General features: G+C 59.9%; 23 protein-coding genes. 7 read left to right on the top strand and 16 right to left on the bottom strand.

What is annotated here, in order from left to right; all coding sequences use genetic code 11:
* Positions 1–239 precede the first annotated feature (239 nt).
* The 3 genes from IH944_05030 to IH944_05020 all read left to right on the top strand — a co-directional run bounded on the left by IH944_05030 (position 240) and on the right by IH944_05020 (position 1,375).
* Positions 240–467 (top strand): hypothetical protein, encoded by a 228-nt coding sequence (locus IH944_05030; GenBank protein MCH7903916.1) that lies wholly within the window; start codon positions 240–242, stop codon positions 465–467.
* 30 nt (positions 468–497) lie between these two features.
* Positions 498–929, top strand: coding sequence for a winged helix-turn-helix transcriptional regulator (locus IH944_05025; protein ID MCH7903915.1), 432 nt, complete (start codon positions 498–500; stop codon positions 927–929).
* A 74-nt stretch (positions 930–1,003) separates the two neighbouring features.
* A complete protein-coding gene (locus IH944_05020; protein ID MCH7903914.1) occupies positions 1,004–1,375 on the top strand; it encodes a hypothetical protein in 372 nt (123 codons plus the stop codon).
* On the opposite strand, the gene IH944_05015 is transcribed toward IH944_05020, so the two are convergent.
* From IH944_05015 to IH944_04970, 10 genes are all read right to left on the bottom strand, one after another.
* Entirely contained in the window at positions 1,372–1,923 is a 552-nt protein-coding gene (locus tag IH944_05015) for an aminoacyl-tRNA hydrolase (protein MCH7903913.1), read from the bottom strand. The genes IH944_05020 and IH944_05015 overlap by 4 nt on opposite strands.
* A gap of 57 nt (positions 1,924–1,980) precedes the next feature.
* Entirely contained in the window at positions 1,981–2,805 is an 825-nt protein-coding gene (gene uppP, locus IH944_05010; GenBank protein MCH7903912.1) for an undecaprenyl-diphosphatase UppP, read from the bottom strand.
* Entirely contained in the window at positions 2,796–3,929 is a 1,134-nt protein-coding gene (gene wecB / locus IH944_05005) for a UDP-N-acetylglucosamine 2-epimerase (non-hydrolyzing) (GenBank protein MCH7903911.1), read from the bottom strand. Before wecB ends, uppP begins: the two co-directional genes overlap by 10 nt.
* Positions 3,922–4,962: an undecaprenyl/decaprenyl-phosphate alpha-N-acetylglucosaminyl 1-phosphate transferase gene (locus IH944_05000; GenBank protein MCH7903910.1), complete on the bottom strand. Its 1,041-nt coding sequence runs from the start codon at positions 4,960–4,962 to the stop codon at positions 3,922–3,924. Before IH944_05000 ends, wecB begins: the two co-directional genes overlap by 8 nt.
* On the bottom strand, positions 4,959–5,435 hold the full coding sequence (locus IH944_04995) for a dCMP deaminase family protein (GenBank protein MCH7903909.1): 477 nt from the start codon (positions 5,433–5,435) through the stop codon (positions 4,959–4,961). The genes IH944_05000 and IH944_04995 overlap by 4 nt, the downstream gene beginning before the upstream one ends.
* A 39-nt stretch (positions 5,436–5,474) precedes the next feature.
* On the bottom strand, positions 5,475–6,509 hold the full coding sequence (locus IH944_04990) for a hypothetical protein (protein ID MCH7903908.1): 1,035 nt from the start codon (positions 6,507–6,509) through the stop codon (positions 5,475–5,477).
* Between the two features lie 301 nt (positions 6,510–6,810).
* Positions 6,811–6,981, bottom strand: a complete 171-nt coding sequence (locus IH944_04985; protein ID MCH7903907.1) for a hypothetical protein — start codon at positions 6,979–6,981, stop codon at positions 6,811–6,813.
* Positions 6,982–7,219: 238 nt separating this feature from the next.
* Positions 7,220–7,396, bottom strand: a complete 177-nt coding sequence (locus IH944_04980) for a hypothetical protein (protein MCH7903906.1) — start codon at positions 7,394–7,396, stop codon at positions 7,220–7,222.
* Positions 7,397–7,459: 63 nt separating this feature from the next.
* Positions 7,460–7,999, bottom strand: coding sequence for a peptidylprolyl isomerase (locus IH944_04975; GenBank protein MCH7903905.1), 540 nt, complete (start codon positions 7,997–7,999; stop codon positions 7,460–7,462).
* A gap of 147 nt (positions 8,000–8,146) precedes the next feature.
* Positions 8,147–8,884: a peptidylprolyl isomerase gene (locus tag IH944_04970; protein ID MCH7903904.1), complete on the bottom strand. Its 738-nt coding sequence runs from the start codon at positions 8,882–8,884 to the stop codon at positions 8,147–8,149.
* A 63-nt stretch (positions 8,885–8,947) separates the two neighbouring features.
* Between IH944_04970 and IH944_04965 the strand changes: the two genes are divergently transcribed.
* Entirely contained in the window at positions 8,948–10,633 is a 1,686-nt protein-coding gene (locus IH944_04965) for a carboxypeptidase (GenBank protein MCH7903903.1), read from the top strand.
* A gap of 75 nt (positions 10,634–10,708) precedes the next feature.
* On the opposite strand, the gene IH944_04960 is transcribed toward IH944_04965, so the two are convergent.
* The 4 genes from IH944_04960 to IH944_04945 form a co-directional block, all read right to left on the bottom strand.
* A complete protein-coding gene (locus IH944_04960) occupies positions 10,709–11,239 on the bottom strand; it encodes a transposase (protein MCH7903902.1) in 531 nt (176 codons plus the stop codon).
* A gap of 153 nt (positions 11,240–11,392) precedes the next feature.
* Complete coding sequence (locus IH944_04955) at positions 11,393–13,393, bottom strand: hypothetical protein (protein MCH7903901.1); 2,001 nt, start codon at positions 13,391–13,393, stop codon at positions 11,393–11,395.
* Between the two features lie 216 nt (positions 13,394–13,609).
* Entirely contained in the window at positions 13,610–14,056 is a 447-nt protein-coding gene (locus tag IH944_04950) for a hypothetical protein (protein MCH7903900.1), read from the bottom strand.
* A gap of 8 nt (positions 14,057–14,064) precedes the next feature.
* Entirely contained in the window at positions 14,065–14,232 is a 168-nt protein-coding gene (locus tag IH944_04945) for a hypothetical protein (protein ID MCH7903899.1), read from the bottom strand.
* A gap of 64 nt (positions 14,233–14,296) precedes the next feature.
* Here IH944_04945 and IH944_04940 point away from each other — a divergent pair, with 64 nt between their 5' ends.
* Positions 14,297–15,166, top strand: a complete 870-nt coding sequence (locus tag IH944_04940) for an FHA domain-containing protein (GenBank protein ID MCH7903898.1) — start codon at positions 14,297–14,299, stop codon at positions 15,164–15,166.
* A gap of 3 nt (positions 15,167–15,169) precedes the next feature.
* On the top strand, positions 15,170–15,991 hold the full coding sequence (locus IH944_04935) for a Stp1/IreP family PP2C-type Ser/Thr phosphatase (GenBank protein MCH7903897.1): 822 nt from the start codon (positions 15,170–15,172) through the stop codon (positions 15,989–15,991).
* Here IH944_04935 and IH944_04930 read toward each other — a convergent pair.
* Positions 15,988–17,298, bottom strand: coding sequence for a GAF domain-containing protein (locus IH944_04930; GenBank protein MCH7903896.1), 1,311 nt, complete (start codon positions 17,296–17,298; stop codon positions 15,988–15,990). The genes IH944_04935 and IH944_04930 overlap by 4 nt on opposite strands.
* A gap of 136 nt (positions 17,299–17,434) precedes the next feature.
* On the opposite strand from IH944_04930, the gene IH944_04925 reads away from it, so the two are divergent.
* Positions 17,435–19,897: a prolyl oligopeptidase family serine peptidase gene (locus IH944_04925; protein ID MCH7903895.1), complete on the top strand. Its 2,463-nt coding sequence runs from the start codon at positions 17,435–17,437 to the stop codon at positions 19,895–19,897.
* A gap of 8 nt (positions 19,898–19,905) precedes the next feature.
* On the opposite strand, the gene add is transcribed toward IH944_04925, so the two are convergent.
* Positions 19,906–20,934 carry an adenosine deaminase gene (gene add / locus IH944_04920; protein MCH7903894.1) on the bottom strand — a complete coding sequence of 343 codons (1,029 nt, stop codon included), beginning with the start codon at positions 20,932–20,934 and terminating at the stop codon, positions 19,906–19,908.
* Between the last annotated feature and the right edge of the window lie 39 nt (positions 20,935–20,973).

Below are 20,973 nucleotides of genomic sequence, written 5' to 3'. Positions count from 1 at the left end.
TGCTCGCCGGTTCGGAGTAGTGGTCGAACCGCTTTGGCTAGGCAGTTTCTATTACCACTCAATAAAACTCAAACGTATGGCCCCGGTGTTGTGCCGGGGTCTTTTTTCCCCCAGCGGCACACCTCATGCGGTTCTGGCAATTGTTGTAGTGTGTCCGGTCGCCACTGTGGAACAACCAACCTAGAGCGCAAGCCGCGATAGCTGCGGCTGCTCCCATTTCAACCTCCATACGCGAAACAATGCACATCAACAACGTCGGATCAGGGGACGCGTACCAGATCGCGCTAGCGGGGATGCGGCGTGCTGAGGAGGGCATGATGCGAGGCGCGGCTCTAATACTGAATGAGGGCCACATAGCCGAAGGCATGATGGAGATGAGCCTGGCAAAGACTCAGTACGGCGTCAGCGTCAAGGTCTTTCAACTGCTTCAAGAGATGGATCGTAGCCTGCTCGACATTTTCGCGTAAAGCCGCGGAATCATTTGGTAACCTTATCGAGTGGGAAAGACGTCTGTGGGTGCCAGGCTCGCAAGCCTGTATGAACTTCAATCTGCCTGGCTCGAGCCGCGGCTAGAAGCGATCGGTGTCAGTTGGACGGCGTTCCAGCTCTTGCTCACCGTCTCCGCCGCAGGCGAAAACGCATCACAGACCGAGGTCGCAAGGCGACTTGGGGTGACAGCTCCAACTTTGAGCGAATCCGTGCAAACGCACGTTGCCAAGGGCTTGTTAAGACAAGTTCAGAGCAAGAAAGATAGACGTATCAAGATTCTCACGCTGACCCCCAAATCGCAACAGCTGATGGTGGACATTCGCAGGTTGGTAGCCGAGGCCGACGCGGTGATGACCCGTGGCCTATCTGAGAGAGCATGCCGCGACCTAGCCCACTTGCTAGATCAGGCTGCGGAAAACTTTGAGTCTTCAGTGCGCTAATGTACAAGGTTATCCCCAAGTTATCCACATATCGCGCTTCTTTGAACGTTCATTCGGCGTCCTAACGCTTGTCCATGATTCGGATAGTCGGCATCCAGCGGCACATTGAAACCTGCAAGGAGTTCGTACTGCTCCAAAACCAGGGCGCACTGCGAGTGGAATTGAAGGGCCACGCACTACTGGCCCAACACGCTACCGACAGCGGTGAACTGGCCCAGTTGCTGCACGTGTTCAGCGACGAAGTCGATGTGCAGCCAAGCATGTACGTGCTGCTGCGAACGTGTTCAGGCGTCGGTCACTGGAACTGCACGCACGACCGGTACAACACTTACTACTCATACATGCACCGCGCGTCCGGGGTCTGGGCGCGGATTCCAGGCCCGATACAGCTGCTCTCCCCGCAGCACACCTATATCGAGCGAGCGAAGGCGGTAGCGCTGGTCTAGTCGGTATTGGCGAATTTCAAGGCAGCGTCCAACCCCTGAGCTACCCATATTTCACAAGTTTTCCACGACTTTTCCACGGCACTGTCGATCAGAGGTTCCTCATCCTGGGCAAACCGGCTGAGAACGTGCTCAACGGTCTCATCTTCCGGTCGCCCGATCCCAATTTTCAACCGGGGGTAGTCGCTGGTCCCGAGGCATTCGATCAGCGACAAGTGCCCGTTGTGCCCGCCCGCTCCGCCTCCGGGCTTCATCTTGATGGCCCCGACCGGAATGTCGAGGTCGTCGGCGACCACAAGGATGTCCTCTGGCGCGATCTCGTACTTGTGGGCCAGATCTCTGACCGGCAGCCCGCTCCTGTTCATGAAGTTCATCGGCTTCACGAGCAACACGTCTACGCCAGCGAGCGCACCTTGGCCGAACCGAGCATTGTGCTTGAAGGTCTTCAGGCCGATTCCAGCGGCCTTTGCGAGGCTGTCGACAGCGACGAACCCGATGTTGTGGCGCGTCCCCGAGTACTCGCTCCCAGGGTTGCCTAAGCCGACGATCATCTTCTGCGGCTGGCGCGACTTATCTTTCTTGCGGAAAAGCCTGAACATCTATCTTTTCTACGGCTGCGCGATGACGCCACCGGCCAGCAGTCCGAGCATCGTACCGCCCAGCACGAGCCTATACCATACGAAGACAGCGAGAGACCGGCGTTGCAGATACGACATCAAGAAAGCGACCGCCGAATACCCTGTTACGAATGAGACGAGGATCGCCACGATTGTCAGGCCGATCCCTTCGGATACCAACGACTCGCCCTCGGTCACCATCTTGTAGACCCCCGATCCAAGCACCGCCGGCACCGACAACAGAAAGGAAAAACGGGCCGCCGACGCTCGGTCCAAACCTGCCAACATTCCTCCGGCAATGGTGCTGCCGCTGCGGCTTGCTCCCGGCACCAGCGCGAGACATTGCCAGAAGCCGATGACCAGCCCGTCTTGCACGGTCGAATCCTCGATCCTCCGCGCGCCCCTTCCCCACCGCTCTGCCAGCCCCATCAACAGACCGACGCCGATCAGCATAGCCCCCACCAGCGCCACAGAGCGAGATTCGTTGTCGATCCAATCCTCCAACAACAGTCCCGCGACAACGACCGGCAAAGTGCCGACGATGATCGCCCACCCGAGAGTCCACTCCTTCGCCCTGTCGTGAGGTCTTTGGCGAAAGCCGCGTAGCCAAGCCTTGGCGATCCTTGCCAGATCGGATCTGAAGTATGCGAGGACCGCGCCCATCGTCCCCAGTTGGATGACCGCGGAGAACCCCGATCCGGGGTCGTCCCATCCGAATAAGACGGGTACGAGAAGCACGTGTCCGGTGCTGCTGATCGGTAGGAACTCGGTTACGCCTTGAACGATGCCGAGAACGATCGCCTGAATCAGATCCACATCGGTTCCTCCGGCGAATCCAGACCAAGGCTGCGCAGGACGGCGTACCGGATTCTCGCCGACGCCCTACCGTCGCCGTAAGGGCTCGTCGCCTTCGCCATCTCGCTATACGCACTTTCTGACGAAAGCAACGTATAACTTTTCTCGTAAATCTTAGACTCATCGGTACCGACTAGTTTCGCTGTGCCTGCCTCGATCCCCTCAGGACGCTCTGTGGTTTCGCGCAGGACGAGCACCGGAACTCCGAACGACGGCGCCTCCTCCTGCACGCCGCCGGAATCCGTCAGGATCAGATCGCTCCTCCGCATGAGCTTGACGAAGTCCGCGTAGTCGGGCGGCTCGATCATGTCAACGCGGCTCGTGTCTCCCAGCACGGCCTGCAGCGTCTCGCGGACAGCCGGATTGCGGTGCATCGGCACGACCAAGAGCACGTCGTCGAACTCCTCCACGATTCGAAGCGCGGCGCGGGCGATGGCCGCTTGAGGCTCGCCCCAGTTCTCCCTTCTGTGCGTCGTGAGCAGCACGACGCGCCCTGAGTGCTCCGCATACCACTCGCGCGCGTGCGACTCCGCGACCGACATCACCGCGTCGATGCCGGTGTTGCCGGTCACGAATACGGCGTCACGCTCCACACCTTCCTTCAACAGGTTTTGCGCAGCCCAGTCAGTCGGCGCAAAGTGCAGCTTTGCAAACAGCGAAACCGCCCGACGGTTGAACTCCTCAGGAAACGGATTCCACACCGTTTCTGTTCGCAAACCGGCTTCGATGTGCGCGAACGGAACTTGCCGGTAGAAAGCGGCGAGGCCGGAGACGAACGTGGACGTCGTGTCTCCTTGACCGAAAACCAAACTCGGACTGCGTTCCTCGATCACTGCGTCCAATCGCTCCAGCGCCCTGGACGTTACTTCAGCGAGCGTCTGCCCGTGCTTCATCACCGCCAAGTCCTCGTCGGGCTTCAGCCCGAACGCATCGAGCGCCTGCTGGAGCATCTCTCTGTGCTGCCCGGTCGACACGAGGAGCGTGTCAACGAGTTTGGGAAAACGCGAGAACTCGAGCACGACGGGTGCGGTCTTGATCGCATCGGGCCGCGTTCCGACCACGAACAGCAGCAGCGGCTTACCCATAAGACTTCACGAGGATCAGCAGCACAAGCGAAAGCGCCGCTGCGATCGTATACAGTATCCAGACGGTCTGGCGCTGTGAAAAGCCCTTGCTCAAAAGCGTGTGGTGCACATGGCGCTTATCCGCCTTGGTGATCGGCTGACGGCTCACAATTCGCTTGATGATGACGAACACCGCGTCGAAAATCGGGACGCCGAATATGAGGAGCGGTAAGAACAGCACGAACGCCGCAGCAGTCTTGAACGCTCCGACGATGCTGAGCACTGCAAGCATGAAGCCGAGCATCTGGGCTCCGCCGGTTCCCATGAAGATCTTCGCAGGGTTGTAGTTGTGCGGCAGGAACCCCAGCGAGGCGCCAGCGATCGCGGCGGCGATCAACGCTACGCGCGGCTGCCCTGTCATCACAGCGATGACCGCCAAAGTGACGCCTGCGATCCCTGCGACGCCTGCGGCAAGACCGTCGACGCCGTCGATCGTGTCCATGGTCTTGGTGACTACGAAGATGTAGATCGCCGTGATCGGGAGCGCCAGCCAACCAAAGCCCACCCACGCCTTGTCCGGCGAGAACGGCGGAAGCTCCATACCGCTAATCTGAACTCTGCCGACGTTATCGAACAGGAACTGAATCCCGAAACCGATGATCAACAGATAGGCGAACTGAACTCGCGCTCTGTATTGATGTATGTCGTCGAGCGCCCCTATCACGACCAGCGCAAGGCCAATGACGAACAGCGCGATGACGTAGACAGGGAACGGATTGGACTGTGGATAGGCGAACGGCAGCACGAGCAGCAGCGACACCAGAAGCCCTGAGAAAATCGCAATCCCTCCCCATCGCGGCGTTGGCTCCGTGTGAACGCGCCGATCATCCACCGTCGGGTCGTCGACGGCGTTTTTGGAGATCGCAAACCGACGCACGAGCGGCGTGATCCCCCACGTCACGACCGCAGCAATCCCGGCAACGAGCAGCGGAAAGCCAAATCCATCGAGAACGCTGCCCTCGCCAAAGATCGATTTCAAGTCGGAGAGGGTCAAGCGTCGAACTCCACCGTTTCAAGAGCGCCGTCAATGTACCGAAACACGTCCATCTGAGAGTTTCTGAACAGCTCTAGCGAGAAGTCGTCTGGGTAATCGCCTTCGTAGATAACGCGAGCCACGCCCGCATTGATGATCATCTTCGCGCAAGTGTTGCACGGTTGGCAGGTCACGTACATCGTCGCACCGTCGCTTGCGACGCCGATCTTCGCAGCCTGCAGCAGGCAGTTCTGCTCGGCGTGCAGGCTGCGCACACAGTGGCCAGCCATCATGCACCCCCTCGGCCAGTCGTGCTCGTCGCCCTCCGGCGGGCAGTGCGGCAGCCCAGCGGGCGCACCGTTGTATCCGGTCGCCAAGATTCGCTTGTCGCGCACGATGACGGCCCCGACGGAGCGCCGGGGGCAGGTCGCGCGCGTCGCGACAAGGTGGGCGATCTGAATAAAGTAGGTGTCCCAGCTCGGGCGGTCGGCCATCAGTCAATTATGGCCGACCGCTGACCGGGGACTCGCGCCTCAATCCTCCTTGTTGTAGAAGGTACCGTGAGTTATCTCTGCAGCATCCTCTTCTTCTGCAAACAGAATCGCTCCTGATACGCCCGCCGCCGCACCCATCAGGTACGGATCACCAGAAGCAGGCACGCCCGCCATAAAGGCCGAGGACTGCGCGCTCGACACCTTTGCCAGGAACGCCTGTAACGTCTCGGCCGAAGGCAAATCAAAGTCGTCCGATCGGTCGATGGCCGCTTCGGCTAGAACCCCTCCAAGAATCGACTCGTAAGCCGACGAGAACAGCCTCGGTGCGCCGAATATCTCCATCGACCTGATCTTGCCGTTGATGATGAAGACGACTCCGACGACAGGACGGTCGGTGTCTCGCAAGGCCAGCAGTTGGGCTTTGCCTTCCTTCGTGAACTTGACAACTTCGTCGCTCTTCATCCCCATATCGACTGTAGAGCGGCCCCGATCGGCTGATCCTGCCCTGTCGTTGTATGCCTTCGTCTCAGCCCATACCCCGTCCTGACTGCCCAACATCGCCTGCTCCTTCACGCTCATCGGCACTTGGACGCCCGGGTAATTGAAGCTCAGTGAAGTCCCGCTCCACCGGCCGGGCTCTACGCAGAAGACTGAGACGACCACGGTCGACATTGGCTTGATAACCGTGTCCTTCGCAACGATCCTGTCCTGCTTTCCGCCGAGCAGCAGCTCGCCAGCCAGCAACAAGAGCGGCTTCGGCCCGCTATACCGCACGGTCAGCTCCGTGTAAACTTCTTCCCCCGGCTTCTCGATGATCTCGATCCAGTCGTTCTTCGTCGCCTCGGCTAGCGTAATGTAGTCGGCGTCCTGCTCTGGATCGTAGTCCTGGGAGATCAGTGGCACAACCGTGACGTTTTCGTAACTGATCGTCTCACCGAGGAAGTAGGACGTCTCGCCAATATCGATGACCTCTCCCGTCAACTCCAATGCGACCGTCCCTTCTGAAATCTGCTCGTTCCCGCACCCGGTCAGGAGGACCGCTAGTGCGGAGAGGGTCAAAAATACTCTTTTCATTTCACACTCCTGGCAACGAACTGCCAACCTTGTGTGTCCGGCAGACGTCAAGCCGTTCAATCCCGGGCAGGAAAGATCAAATCCCTGCCCCTAACCAGTCGGACGGCACAGCGGATTCCTAAAGTTCCATAAGCCAGCGGCGATTTCTCCCCAAAAATAGTCCGGCCCGGGCTGTCACGCCCAGGCATGCTCGTCGCTGACCAGGTTCGGCACTGGCCAAAAGTGCGACCGTCACGGCACGGTGGCCGCCTCTCAAGTGCCGATCACTACGTCGTCAGCATTGATTCAGGTCGTGTTGAGATCAGTCTTCGGGAGCCTCGGCAATCTCCGTCTTCGCTTCAGAGCCAGTCTTGTTGATACCACCGGAGAGCGGTTGTTTCGTCTCATCAGTCGTTAGCACGGGCTCCTTCGCCGGACAACCGGCGAGGACTAGGCAGGTACCGAGAATCAGAGCTGTCAGATATAGCTTCATTGTAAACACCTCGCTACATCAGTGTCGGCGATCCCCCAATTCGTTCAATCCAGCATAAGGCCCCCAGTCGCCCGCTAGCAGTAATCTTTCCTCAAAAGTAATCTGGCCCGGGCGGTCTTGCCCAGGCCGTTTCGTTCTCGTCCATGTTCAGTCAAAACCGATCGCGCCACGCTGGCGATTCAAGGTCCGCCTCTCAGCAGGCGACCGTATCGGCATCATCCTTGGTCACGTTCGTTTCCTATTTGTCTTCGTCAGCCTCTTTGACGTCTGTCGACGCACCAGGATCTGTCTTGTCAGGGCCGGTCGATGAGACCGAATTTTCCGTCGTTTCAGTCGTTTCCACGGTCTCCTTCGCCGGACAACCGGCGAGGACCAGGCAGGTACCGAGAATCAGAGCTGTCAGATATAGCTTCATTGTAAACACCTCGCCAGCTCAGTGTCGGCGAACCCCCGATTCGTTCAACTCCGCGAAAAAGTCCTAGTCGTCCGCTAGCGGCCAGGCCTCGATCTTCACGGACGTGATCACGACGGCCTTCTCTGGTCCAACAGAACCGTTCGGGCCAGTCGGCATCTCGGCGATCTTATCGACGACCGCCATGCCTGTGATGACTCGACCGAAAGCGCTGTACTGGCCGTCCAAAGACGGGTAGTCGGCATGCATGATGAAGAACTGGCTGCTGGCCGAGTCCGGATTCGAAGATCGGGCCATGCTCAGCACTCCGCGGACGTGCTTGATGTCGCTGAACTCAGCCGGAATGTTGATCTCCCTCCCCTCCTCGTCTGCGTTACCGCCTGTGCCCCAAGTCGCCGACTTGCCGAGGTCCTTGGAGTTCGGATCGCCAGCCTGGATCATGAAGCCCTTGATCGTGCGGTGGAACCGCGTGCCGTCGTAGAACCCCTGCTTGGCCAGAATCTTGAAGTTGTCGACGTGCCTCGGCGCCGTCTCGCGGAAGAACATCAGGACGATCCGTCCTTGGCTCGTCTCCATGACGGCGACTTCGTCGCCCTCGCTCGGCATCGCCTGCTGCTCTTCAGCGTCGCCGGACTCGCCGCTCATCGAAGCGAAAACCAGAGAGCCGATCAGAGTGACGATCGAGCCCGCGACCAGTGGTGCGATATTCATTGCCCCGAATTATGGCACCGCCGTGTCTCGGTGCAATCGTCATTAGTCGGAGTCTTCTATCGGCCAGACCACGATCTCGATCGACTCGATCACAGCCGCCTGGTCTGGGTACGCAGACTCAGCCCTCGGATCATAAGTTGGAATCATCACGATCTCATCGACAACGTCCATTCCTGTGACGACCCTCCCAAATACTGAGTAGTGACCATTCGGGTCGTCAAGAAAGGGCGCATCCCCGTGCATGATAAAGAATTGGCAACTCGCCGAGTTGGGGAGGTCACCGCGCGCCATGCTCAGGATGCCGCGCTCGTGCTTCACAGCGCTGAACTCCCCTGCGACCATAACTCGCCGACCGTCCTCGTTCACATGGTCGCCCATGCCCCACGTCGCTGCGAGATTTAGGTCTTTGCTGTTAGGGTCTCCGCCCTGGATCATAAACCCGGGTATTACGCGGTGGAACCTGACGCCGTCATAGAAGCCTATCCGCGAGAGGTTCTTAAAGTTGGCGACGTGGTCCGGCGCGACCTCAGGGTGGAACATCAGCACGATGACGCCCCTGTCGGTCGTCATGATCGCGACTTCGTCGCCGTCATCCGGAGCCAACTTGATCGGTAGGCCCGACGGCTGAAAGTCATCGAGCAAGATCGGCCCGGTCGGAGCCACCTCGGTACTTTCGTCCGTCTTGTCGTCTTTCGCGACCTCCTCCTCTTCCGGGGCACAACCAAACGACGCGAGCGCGAGCAGGGCGATCACGCCCGCAGAACAGAGTTTCCTGATCATCATCCTGAATGAGATTATGTCACTCGAAGCGACTTCAGTTCCCAGAGGTATCCTCGTTGCCCTATGCCCAGCGTCGAATTTGACCGTTACTACCGGTACGAAGAGCTGACTTCCCTGCTTCGGGAGTTCGAGTCTGAGAACCCCGGGCTGGTCCAGATGGAGTCGATCGGCAAGTCGCACGAAAGCCGCGACATCTGGATGATGACGGTCACCGATGCCTCGACCGGCCCCGCCTCTGAGAAGCCCGCCTTCTGGGCCGACGGCAACATCCACGCGAGCGAGGTCAGCGCCTCGACGGCGATGCTCAAACTGCTGAACATCCTCTGCACCGAGAAGCCGGACGTGCTGAAGACGCGCGCGTTCTACTTGGTGCCTCGTCTGAATCCAGACGGCGCGGAGTGGGCGCTCGAAGACGTGCCGCGCATCATCCGCTCCTCGACGCGTCCGTACCCCTTCGACGAAGAGGACTACTACGGCCTGGAGCGGCAAGACCTGGACGGCGACGGACGCATCCTCAACATGCGCGTCGAAGACCCGAACGGACCGTGGAAGATCAGTGAAGAGGAGCCGCGTCTAATGAGGAAGCGCTCGCCCGGCGAAACCGGTGGCACTTATTATCGCGTCCTGCCCGAGGGGCTGTTCCACAACTTCGACGGCGTCACCATGCGCGCGCGAAACATCAAAGAGGGGCTCGACTTCAACCGCAACTTCCCCAGCGCGTGGCGGATCGAACCCGACCAGAAAGGCTCCGGGCCGTATCCGACGAGCGAGCCAGAGATCCGCGCGGCGGTCGATGCGATTTCAATGCGACCGAACATCTGCGGCGCCGTGACGTATCACACGTTCAGCGGCGTTATCCTGCGGCCGCCCGGACGCATGAAGGAAGAGGACCTGCCGCCCGAGGACGTGTGGCTCCTCAAAGAGATGGGCAAGTACGGCACCGAAATGACCGGCTACCCGTGCATCTCTGTCTTCCACGATTTCAAATACCACCCGAAGGAAAGCATCTCTGGCGTGTTCGACGACTGGATGTACGAGCACCGGGGCGTCCACGCGTGGACCGTCGAAATCTGGTCGCCGCAGAGACAGGCCGGGATCACCGACTACAAGTACATCGATTGGTTCCGCGACCACCCGCACTCAGATGACCTAATGCTGCTCAAGTGGAGCGACGAAAAGCTCGACGGAAAAGGGCACGTCGAATGGTACGACTTCGACCATCCCCAGCTCGGCAAGGTCGAGCTCGGCGGCTGGGACGCGCACCACGCGTTCCGCAATCCACCGCCTCAGTTCCTTGAGGCGGAGGTCACCCCGCTCGCGGAGTGGTCGATCTGGCTCGCAGGAGTAACGCCATGTTTAGAGCTGAAAGATGTCGAGATCGACAGTGACGGCGATACTCATCGGATACGGTTCATCGTGCAGAACACGGGCTGGCTCTCGACCAACGTCAGCAAGATGGCCGAGGAGAAGAAGATGGTGCGCGGCGTTGTCGGCGAGATTTCTAGACAAGGATCGGAGGCCGGTAGCGCGGGGTCGTCTACCCCCGACTGGCTCGTCAGCGGCAAGCTCCGCGAGGACGCCGGGCAGCTCGTCGGCTGGTGCCACGTTCCGGTAGCAGGGTTCGGCTGGCACACGGACGCTACCGACGACCAAGCGGTGTTCGAGTGGGTAGTGCGCGGCTCCGGCACCTACGACCTCGTCGCACGACACGAACGCGCAGGCGTCGTCCGCACAAGCGTGACTATCTAGGGAGGGCGCCCCTTTTCGGAGTGCGCGAACGCGTTCGCGCTTTGCCCAGCAACGCGCCAGTGGATATCGCATCGACTAAAAGTCATCGTCGACGCTAACCCGATCGGTCTTGAACGACAGCACGCTCTCTACGAACGGCCGGTCGCCCTCCCGCAGGAACCACGCCGCAGAACACCAAGGATAATCCTCGGCCCGAGCGACGAGCCCGTGTTTGACCGGGTTGTGATGAACGTATGCGATGCGCGCCATCACCGACTTCTCGTAAGTGATCAGCCGATCCCAGGATCGGTACCAGACCATTCGCCCGGGCGCTTCGTCGAGCAAATTGATCGCCTTCGCTGTTTTCATGTGGACCTTGCCACACAGTTTGCCAACTGGATTTGTGATCTGCGGGCTGTTTCCGATTATGTGATAGTGGTTGGCGAAGACGGCCCACGCCAACAAGTCCCACCCCTGTTCGTCTGCAGTTTCTAACAGCAGGTTGTAGAGGATCTCGAGTTTCTCCGGATCCTTGAACAGCGGCTCCTTATGGTAGGTGCCAGCGGTGACGATATACGTCCCTGGCGACGTGACGCACTTCGAAGGTGCGTGCGGCCATGTGCGCATGGTAATAGCTTGGTCGCTTTTGCAGGGCTTCGTCAAGGGTGCGGAAGTCTCTCTTGGGTGCTCGGGAAAGCGCGAACACGTTCGCGCACTCCGACAAAAACCCCTCTCCCGTGTGCTAAGGGAGAGGGGTTTGCGGGTGAGGGCCTGGCGGTTCTATCCGCCTTTCAAGATCCCTTTTCCGGGGTCGCTCTTCACCTGGTCGCGGGCTTGAAGGCCGCCCGCGTCGCCGAGAATGTGGCCCAGCTCGTGGCCACCGTTCTGGCGGTAGGCGAGGCGGATCGCAACTTGGAAGCCACCCGGTACCGATCCGCGGCGAACGGGGACTCGGGTGATGCCGCTCGGATCCATCGCGATTCGCTCCGGACCGGTCGCACCGCCACCGCTCGAAAAGTCGAGCAGGATGTCGAACTGGTTCGTGTGCGCGCCGCTGTTCTGCGCCATGAAGGCCATCACCTCTCTCGTGTCGATGATGAGCGTCGCTGACGAACCGGCCGGGCCGCTGGTCGGTGTCATCGAAGTGTGAATGGCCGCTTGCTGCAGCGAAATGTCCTGATCGCTAACCGGTACGCCGTCACAGTTACGCATGACTAGTCGGGCGCTGGACTTCTCGAATCTCACGCCATCGAACTTCACGAACACGGCTCTTGTCTCACCGTCGATGCCCTTGATCTTCAGGAACACGTCGCCTGCGGTCTGGGAATCGCCGGACTCAATATGGAAGGTCGCGCCGTCGGGGATGTCGCCTCGGATTTCGATGACCGGCGTCTTGCCATTCATGACTGGAAGAGCGGTCGTGGCCGGTCCCGCGGCGATGAGCATCTCGATGAGAGTTATTAGCGGCGGATCCTGTGGCGCAACGATTTCGTCTGCCACTTCCGGCAAAGGAAGGCTCTTTTCGCCCTTTCCCACTTTCCAAGTCGTTTCGACTTTGCCTTTGCTCTTCGACTTGCTGGCGATGTCGGCTTCATAAGTCGCAAACGACTCTTCCCAGGTTTCTGCTTGGCTCTTGCCGTCATCCAGTCCGGCCCCGTAGACGACTCGCATCACGCGCTCGCCTTCCACCGTTGTAACGTCTATCGGAATCGCGCCAATGAGGTCGCCACGATCTATCTCCTTCTCGTCACCGGGCTCAATCTCTACGACGATGCCCGCGTAAGTTACGAGAACCGTTTCATCCAACGGATTGGTGAAGAAGATCTTCTCGTCCTCTTCCGGGGTTACGTAGAACTTGCTTGTGCCGCTCGGCAGCGAGCTGTGCTCGCGATCGCCAGGCGACGGAGTGATGACTGGCTTCGGCTTGCACCCGCAGTCGAGGTCAGACTTCTTGTCGATCGGCTCGTTGCTCGGCACCTGATAGGTTCCAAGTTGCACGTCTTGCGGAGTGCCGACGAAGCGTGCTTCGCCAGCGAGTTTCAGGCCTGAACCGGGAAGAACGCCGTGCGTTCCGCCAAACACCCAGCTCTCCGCGTAGTAGTCCTGCTCGAAGACTTGCAGGATCATCCTGACTTCGTACTCCTTCGTTCCGAAGTACCAGGTTTCGCTTGTGCAAGGCTTCTTGTTGAAGTGCCCAAGACTGATCGAAACAGAGCCGCTGACGGATCTGCCAACGGCCGAACTTATGCTCGAACCGAGCGTAACGCTCGACGAACTGCTTTCGGATGCTGTGCCAGAAAGACCAGCCGTCACACCGAATGCCGAGGCGCCGACACTCGCCGTAACCGACCTGACAGATTCGCGGGCTCGAGTGAGAGCTTGACTGATCGTGCTGGAACTTCTCGAAGAAGACGTCGCCTCAAGGGTCGTCTGATGGTCGTTGTACGGACACTCCGCAGCACAACCGCCGATCTTGCACGGCGGCCCGTGCTTGTGATTGCCTGGGTTCTCACAGAGGTGCGTGCAAGTGAGCGAGGTGCGCATCTCCACGTTGCCGGTAGCCTTAACATATACAGACCACCACACGTAACGAAGAGTCGCGCGCCGTCCGCCAGGGAGACTGTCATCGGGGACCGGCTCGGGCGACTGGTTGAACGTCGTGTCCAGCAAGCTCATGCCGTGGCCAGCAGGGATTGATCCGGCTGGTCGGGGAGGAGGCGTGGAGTCGTAAGCGTTCGCTGATAATGCCATTGCGGCTACAGCGATAGTTGTTGTCAGCATTGTTGATTCCCAGGGCCGTTCCGGTCGATCTATGGTCAAGCGAGTGAACAGCCCGTGTACAGGGTTAGAACCGAGATACGTCCTTTCTGTTCCATACGGGCCTAGGAACGAACCGCGAGGGCGGCCTTGACCGCAGCATAGGCTTGAACCAGACCCGAACCGGTCCTACTGTCCTTGCCTGGCGGGTCGATCACGGCCAGTTCTCGTCGGCCGCCCCTAATCATCTGGGGCCGCGTCAGCGGCTTGACTCTGCTTGCGCCGACCGATCAAGCCGACAAGCACACAGACCACCGCCGCGCCGAGAGCTCCGAAAGCCAGGTCACGGAGAGTCTCCAAGATCCCGCCCTGGAGCGTGAATCCCAACCAGCGATCGGCGCCGAACTCTGCAAACTCCCAAAGGACCGCCACAACGCATGACCCCGCAAGCGCGAAAACAGGCCGCGTCCCGCCCTGTACCCGCTGCGAGAGCGCTGGCACAAGAGCCGCACATCGCCAGAAGAAGTAGGCGACTGCCGCACCGCCCGCAGCATGAAACACATAGTCGTATCGGCCCCCAAGCCCAGTCGCAACAAGCACGAGGAACGCCGCCGCCACCCCTGCTGGAGCCCAACCCGGATCGACCATCAACCGCAGGAACAGGCGTACGTTTGGAAGGTTCTTCATCCTAATTCCTATACGCCCGCATAGGCTTGAACCAGCCCCGCGCCCGTGCTGGCGTCCTTGCCCGGCGGGTCGATATCTCGGGCAGTCGCCTCAAGAATCTGCATGATTCTCATTGAGGCCACGACGTCCGCAAAACGAGTATCTCCCAGCACCTCAAGCACAATCGACGTCGCCATACTCATAAAGATACCGCCGCTAACGCCATGCACGATCCTTGAACTTGAGCCACAATGAAGGTTAATGGCCGACGACAACCGAACGCGAGCGATGGGGGCGGCCCCCTCTGTCGATCCCAACAAGACGGTCATGGGCACAACGCCCAGCATCAACGCTACGATCACGATCAAACCGGTCCAATGCCCGGTGTGCAAGGAGTCCAATCCGCCGGGCGTCATGTACTGCAACGCTTGCGGGCTGATCTTCGAGATGGCTCTCGACGGTGACGCCTTCGGAGCGCCAGCAGTGCAGTTGCCAGTGTTGGTCGACGAGAGCGGTCGCGAGCATCAGCTCCGACCGGGCGCGAACAGCATCGGCCGACAGGGCGATATCCTGATCGAGGACACGCGCGTATCCCGCATGCACGCTGTCTTGACGATGGACGGCGACGAAGCTTGGGTTGAGGATTCTGGGAGTACGAACGGCACAAAGGTCGGCGGCGAGCCGCTCGCAAAGGGAGAAAAGGTCAAGATCACAAGCGGAGACGTCGTCTCGCTGGGCGGATATGAGATGACCTTCCGCCTGCCCGGTGAAGCCTCCAAGACGCAGATGGCGATGAGCGGAAAGACGACTTCCTTACAATCTGCACCGACAGTGCAAACGGCGCTGGCTTGGCTGGTCATCGACGACTCGGAGGAGATCCCGCTGGAGGCGGGGGTGCACACCTTCGGGCGGCGCACGGACAACGACATCGTCATCAGCGACCCGTACGTCAGCGGGCGCCACGGCACGATAACGGTCGATGAAACGGGCGTCTACCTGACCGACACCGGCAGCTCCAACGGCACCATCGTCAACGACGCCAAGCTCGTCGAAAACCAGAAGACGCAACTGCAGGCCGACGACGTCGTGAAGCTCGGCGACAAGACGTTGACGATAAAGTTTAGGGATTAGCGCGTGGAAGAGATCACTGCCGAATTTGCGACAGAAGACTTGGTACCCCGGGTAGATCTGCGCGTGAAGCCCTGCTTGACCGTGGCCGCCAGGACCGACCTTGGCCGAGTGCGCGAGAACAACGAGGACAAGCACGACTTCTTCATTCCGTCGACCGACGACGAAATTGCGGCGCGGGGCATGATCTTTATCGTCTGCGACGGAATGGGCGGCCACGAAGCCGGGCAGATAGCCAGCGAGATGGCGTGCAAGACGTTCATCGAAGTCTATCGCAACCACCCGAGCGAAGACCCGAGCGAGGCGGCGCTCTCCGCCGTACACGCCGCGAACCGCTACGTGCTGGACGTGGCGCGCGCCGTGCCCAGCCGGAAGGGCATGGGCTGCACGCTCAGCGCTCTGATGATCGTGCAAGATCGCGCGATCATCGCGCAGGTCGGCGACTCTCGCGTTTATCGCTTGCGCGATGGCGAACTATCTCAAATTACGACCGATCACACGTGGGTGGAAGAGACGGTGGCCAGCGAGATGATGAGCCGTGAGGAAGCGGAAAAGAGCCCTTACCGACACGTGCTCACACGAGCCATAGGCACTGAGCAAGACGTAAAAGCCGATGTGTTCGATGAGATCGTCGAACCAGGGGACGTCTACCTGCTCTGTTCAGACGGCCTGACGAACCACGTCTGCAACGAGACCATCGCCGAACAGTTGCTCAAGGGGCCGTCGGAAGCGGTGTGGGACTTGGTCGATCTAGCACTGGCGGACGGAGGCAGCGACAACACGACCGCCGTCGTCGTCCGAGTCGACGCGTTGGAAGAGGCGAACTAGGCAGCCCCGGTCTCAGACATCGCCTGAGGGAAATCGACTCGGAATGTCGTGCCCTCGCCGAGCTTGCTGTCGATCGAGACCCTGGCATCGTGAGTCGCGGCCAACTCCAGCACCGCCTTCGTGCCGAGGCCGGATCCTGTGTTTCGAATCCAAGCAGACCGAGCCTTGCCAGTGAGAATCTGGCGAATCGTCGCGGTCGACATTCCGGGCCCTTCATCCTCGACCTCGAGAATGTGGTGATCTTCCAGGTATCGATACCGGATGACGACGGCCCCAAACGTCGCGTCGATGTCGCCGCCGTTCTGTGCCAGCCAATCGTCTGGAATCGTCTCGACGACCGCTTTCACCGCGTTGCCGACCAAGTTCTCCGCTATTCGCATCACAAACATGTCGTCGAACTCGAAAGTCGGTGCGCCCTCCTGCAGATCGAACTCGAGCGCCACGTGGTTCCTCCTCGCCTGCGATTCAAGGTACTCCACAGCGACCCGGACCGCCTTTGCGAACGACTGATCCTTCTTGATCGGCGCTAGAGCCTTCCCGGATGCCAAATCGCTGATGAGCTTTGCATACCTGTAAACGCGCTCTGAGTACGGAACCAAGACGTCTTTGAAGTTGTCTTCCAGCGCCTCCAGATACATGCCGACCGCTCCGTCGTCTGCCGAGTCGCCAAGCTGAACTCTCAGCCCGGCCAGATTTCGCTCGAAGTCTGGAAGGTACGTCATGACGACGCCTGCCTTGTTAGCGAGATCGTGCGCGGCGCGCCCCATCCCCTGAAGCGACGCGATCTGCGCGCCATGCTCAAGAAGGCGGCTGTGCATCACCGCAAGCGTTGAAACGTCGGAGACGGTGTCCAGAACCATCTCGTCAGAGGCGTTGAACTCGCCGTCCAGTTTGTTGACGAGCTGCACGACGCCGATCGGCGGCATACCGGCTATCTGAAGCGGAACCGTGATCATAGTCCGGACGACAACCCCGCTTCTGTCCTGAATTTCCTGTTGCGCCTCGTCTGGGCCGTCTTGGAATACGCTGCGCCGAGCTAGGCCCGTGCGAAACACCCTGCCCGCGACGCCGTAATCGTCAGGAATGTCCATTCGCTCCAGCTTATCGGCGACTTCCTGCGGCAGCACGTGCCTGAAAGTCAAGGTCTGGGTTGCCGGGTCGTGCAGGTAGATCGTCCCGCCCTCGGCTCCAACGGCCGAGATGCAAATTTCCAAGACATCGCGGAGGACGATTTCGGTGTCCTCCAACGTCGCTAGCTTCCGCGTTGCCAAGTGCACCGCGTCCAAAAGCCTGGAATCTTTCTTCATCTCAAGGACCCGCATTTTACTTCAACTGATAGGTCTAAAGACCCTAATAATTTCAACTCCGGTATCGTTAACATCGTTACCAGAAACCCGCTGTTTCTACCTAGACGAGCGGTTCTGTCAGCGTAAGGATTCGTGAATGTTGATAACTTTGGCAATTTTCGCAGGAGTCGTGCTTTCTCCGGCCCAATCCAGCGGCGCAATAACTGAGGCCCTGGTTATCGGCTCGGTGGGCACCGGTGGTCGAGTGCCGATCAGCACGAACGTCATCGTATCGGAAATAGTGCGAGGAACCTGGACCCCGCCAAACGCAGGCGACAAGGTCGAAGTCCCTGCGTGGAGAGGCAGTTCACGGCCCGCCGGTACACGAGAGTGGAAAGCGATCCAGGCCGCCGAAGACGGCTGGTTTTCCGACGGTGCGCTACGCGGTGGATTCGCCTACGTTTTCTATCGGTCTGCAAATGACGAAGTCGTCATGCTCAACGTCGCAGGACACTCTTGGGTTTTGATCAACGGCCAGCCGCGCGGCGGAGACCCGTACGGGCTTGGAATCGTGCGCATACCGTTCAAGGCGAACCGTGGCACGAACCATCTGCTGTTCCGCGTCGGGCGCGGACGACTGCGAGTCTCAATTGAAAAGCCAGACGGACCGGTATTCTTGACGACTCGCGACGCGACGCTTCCCGACGTGATCATCGGCGAACCGGTCGAGCTTCTTGGTGGAGTCATCGTGACGAACGCCACGGAAGAAACGCAGACGAACCTGTCTGTCTCTGTGCAGTGGGGCTATGCTGCGCCGCTAATCTCCGACATTGAGGATTTGCCGCCCTTGACCTCAAGGAAGGTGCGATTCATGATCCCAGCGATCAACATCGCAGAGCCTGACCAATATATTCTCCGACTAAACTTGATTCAGCGGCACGCCCGGGAAAAAGTCGATAGCTCGATAGAGTTCAACCTCGCGGTCAAGCGCCGGTCAGACTTGCACAAAAGAACGTTCGTCAGCGCAATCGACGGCAGCGTGCAGTATTACGCGGTCCGGCCAGCAACCAGCGATACGGCGTCCGCGCTCGTGTTGACGGCGCACGGCGCGGGCGTCGAGGCGACTGGCCAAGCCGCCGCCTACTCGTCCAAATCTTGGGCGAACATCGTAGCTGCGACCAACCGGCGCCCGTTCGGGTTCGACTGGGAGGACTGGGGACGCCTTGACGCGCTAGAGGTCCGTGAGGAAGCAATGCGCGTTTTCGGCACCGACCCTAGCGAGGTGTACTTGACCGGCCACTCGATGGGCGGACACGGAGCGTGGTACCTCGGGGCGACCGATCCCGACAAGTGGGCCGCGATCGGCCCCGCCGCAGGCTGGATCAGCTTCTGGACATACGGGGGTGCGGTTACATACCCGGATCCAGATCCGATCGAGGAAATTCTGGTCAGGGTTTCGAACCCTAGCGACTTAACGAAGATCATCCGCAACTACAAGCACATGGGCGTGTTCGTCCTTCACGGCGCTGAAGACAGGACGGTTCCGATCGAACAGCCTCGCAAGATGCGCGAATACCTTGCTGAGTTTCATCGAGACGTCGACTTCTACGAACATCCAGGCGGCGGTCACTGGTACGACTCAAGCGATGAGCCCGGCACGGACTGCGTCGACTACGGCCCGATGTTCGACTTCTTCGCCAGACGCAGAATCCCTGCAGCCGCAGATCACAGGGGGCTGGAGTTCTTCACGACTCACCCAGGACTGAACGCGACCAGCCGGTGGGCGACCATCGTCGCACAGCAAGTGCCGTACGAGCCGAGTTCGGTCAACATGCGAAACGACATGGGCAGGCGACGATTCGTCGGCAGCACGATCAACGTCGAGCGGCTGGAGCTCGATTTGGCGCACATGGCTCCGGCCGATAACGTGCTGGTCAACTTGGACGGTGAAGAGCAGTCCTTCTCGTGGCCCGACGATGACAAGCTCCGTCTCCAGCGCAACGGCGTATCGTGGACGGCGGTTTCCGGGTGGCCTGCCGGTGACAAGAACCCGGCCCGCGCAGGCCCGTTCAAGGACGCGTTTCGGCACGGCTTCGTTCTGGTATACGGCACGCAGGGCACGCCCGAAGAGAACGCTTGGTCGCTTGCCAAGGCCCGGTACGACGCGGACACGTGGTGGTACCGCGGAAACGGTCGTGCCGAGATCGTCGCGGACAGGGACTTCGATGCGAGCGGCGACCGAGACCGAAGCGTGATCATCTACGGGAGCGCGGACGTCAACTCCGCCTGGCACCAATTGCTGGCCGATTCACCCGTACAGGTAGGGCGCGGCTTGGTGCAGGTCGGCGGACGGGCGATGGCTGGCGACGATCTTTCTATCATGATGGTCCGACCGCGTCCTGACAGCGATGTCGCCAGCGTCGGAGTCGTTGCCGGGACGGGAATTGTCGGCATGCGGTCGGTCAACTTCATCCCGTACTTCGTGTCGGGGGTTCATTACCCGGACCTGATGGTGTTCGACAGCTCGCTTCACCTCGAAGGCTCGAAAGGCGTTCGGCTTGCCGGGTTCTTCGGGCTGGACTGGTCCGTGGCGAACGGCGACTTCGCGTGGCGCGAGTGAGCGCTACCTCAAGCGATCGCTAGCACGCTCAGCTGCGCTACAACGGTCTCTCGCAGAGCCGCCTTCTTATCTGGCGGCAGGAAACAAGCGTCGACGGCGTTCAGCGTGAGGGTCTCCACCGTCGCACGGTCGAGGTCGAACGTTTTTTGCGCTTGCTTCCACTCATCCGTCAGCGTTGTGCTGAACATCGGCGGGTCGTCTGAGTTGATCGTCACACGCAGCCCCTCGCTCAATAGCTGCGGCAGGGGGTGCTCCTCCCAGGAAGGAACAACGTTCAGACAGACATTGCTCGACGGGCAGACCTCGAGCGTGATCCCTTTTTCGCGCAGGGTATCGACCAATTCTCGGTCTTCGAGACACCGGATGCCGTGGCCCAGACGAATCGCCCCCAACTCGTTGATCGCCCCCCAAATGCTCGACGGCCCCTCGGTCTCTCCAGCGTGAGGAACGCTTGGAACACCAGCTTTGCGCGCTAAATCAAACCCGGACTTGAACATCTCGGGCGGATACCCGACTTCGTAGCCACCCAGCCCTATCGCGTCGATCCCCTGCCCGAATCCCTCTGCGGCCCATGCGCCGACCATCTCGCCCTCCTCTACCGTCGCCCTGTCGCGCGGGATGTCCATGACGACAGCCATCGACGCCCCCAGCTCGCTCACGCCCCACCGGCGGGCACGGTTCAAAGCGGCCAGCTGATCGTCAAACGCGATGTTGCACTGCTTGAACTGCGTCAGCGCTGTGTAAGTGACCTCGCTGTGCAACACGTTCTGCGCCTTCTGTCCGACCAAGAACTCCCGCGCGATGAGTTCGATGTCGTCGGCTGTTCTCAGGCATCGACCGATAGTCCAGTAGATCTCAGCGAAATGCGGGAAATCGCGGAACGCGTACCACTTCTTCAACCCGTCGAGATCGTCTGCGGGAAGCTCGATACCGTTTCGCCGTGCCAGCTTGAGAAGCGTTTCTGGGCGGATCGAACCCTCCAGATGAACGTGGAGCTCAACCTTCGGCATCTGTTCGATGAACTCATCCCAGAGCATGTTGAGCGTAAGTATGACGCAGTTGCCGAGTTAACCGTC

It is taken from the genome of Armatimonadota bacterium (genome assembly GCA_022563855.1).
Lineage (GTDB): Bacteria > Armatimonadota > Fimbriimonadia > Fimbriimonadales > Fimbriimonadaceae > JADFMN01.
This window is presented reverse-complemented; position numbering and strand designations above follow the sequence as displayed.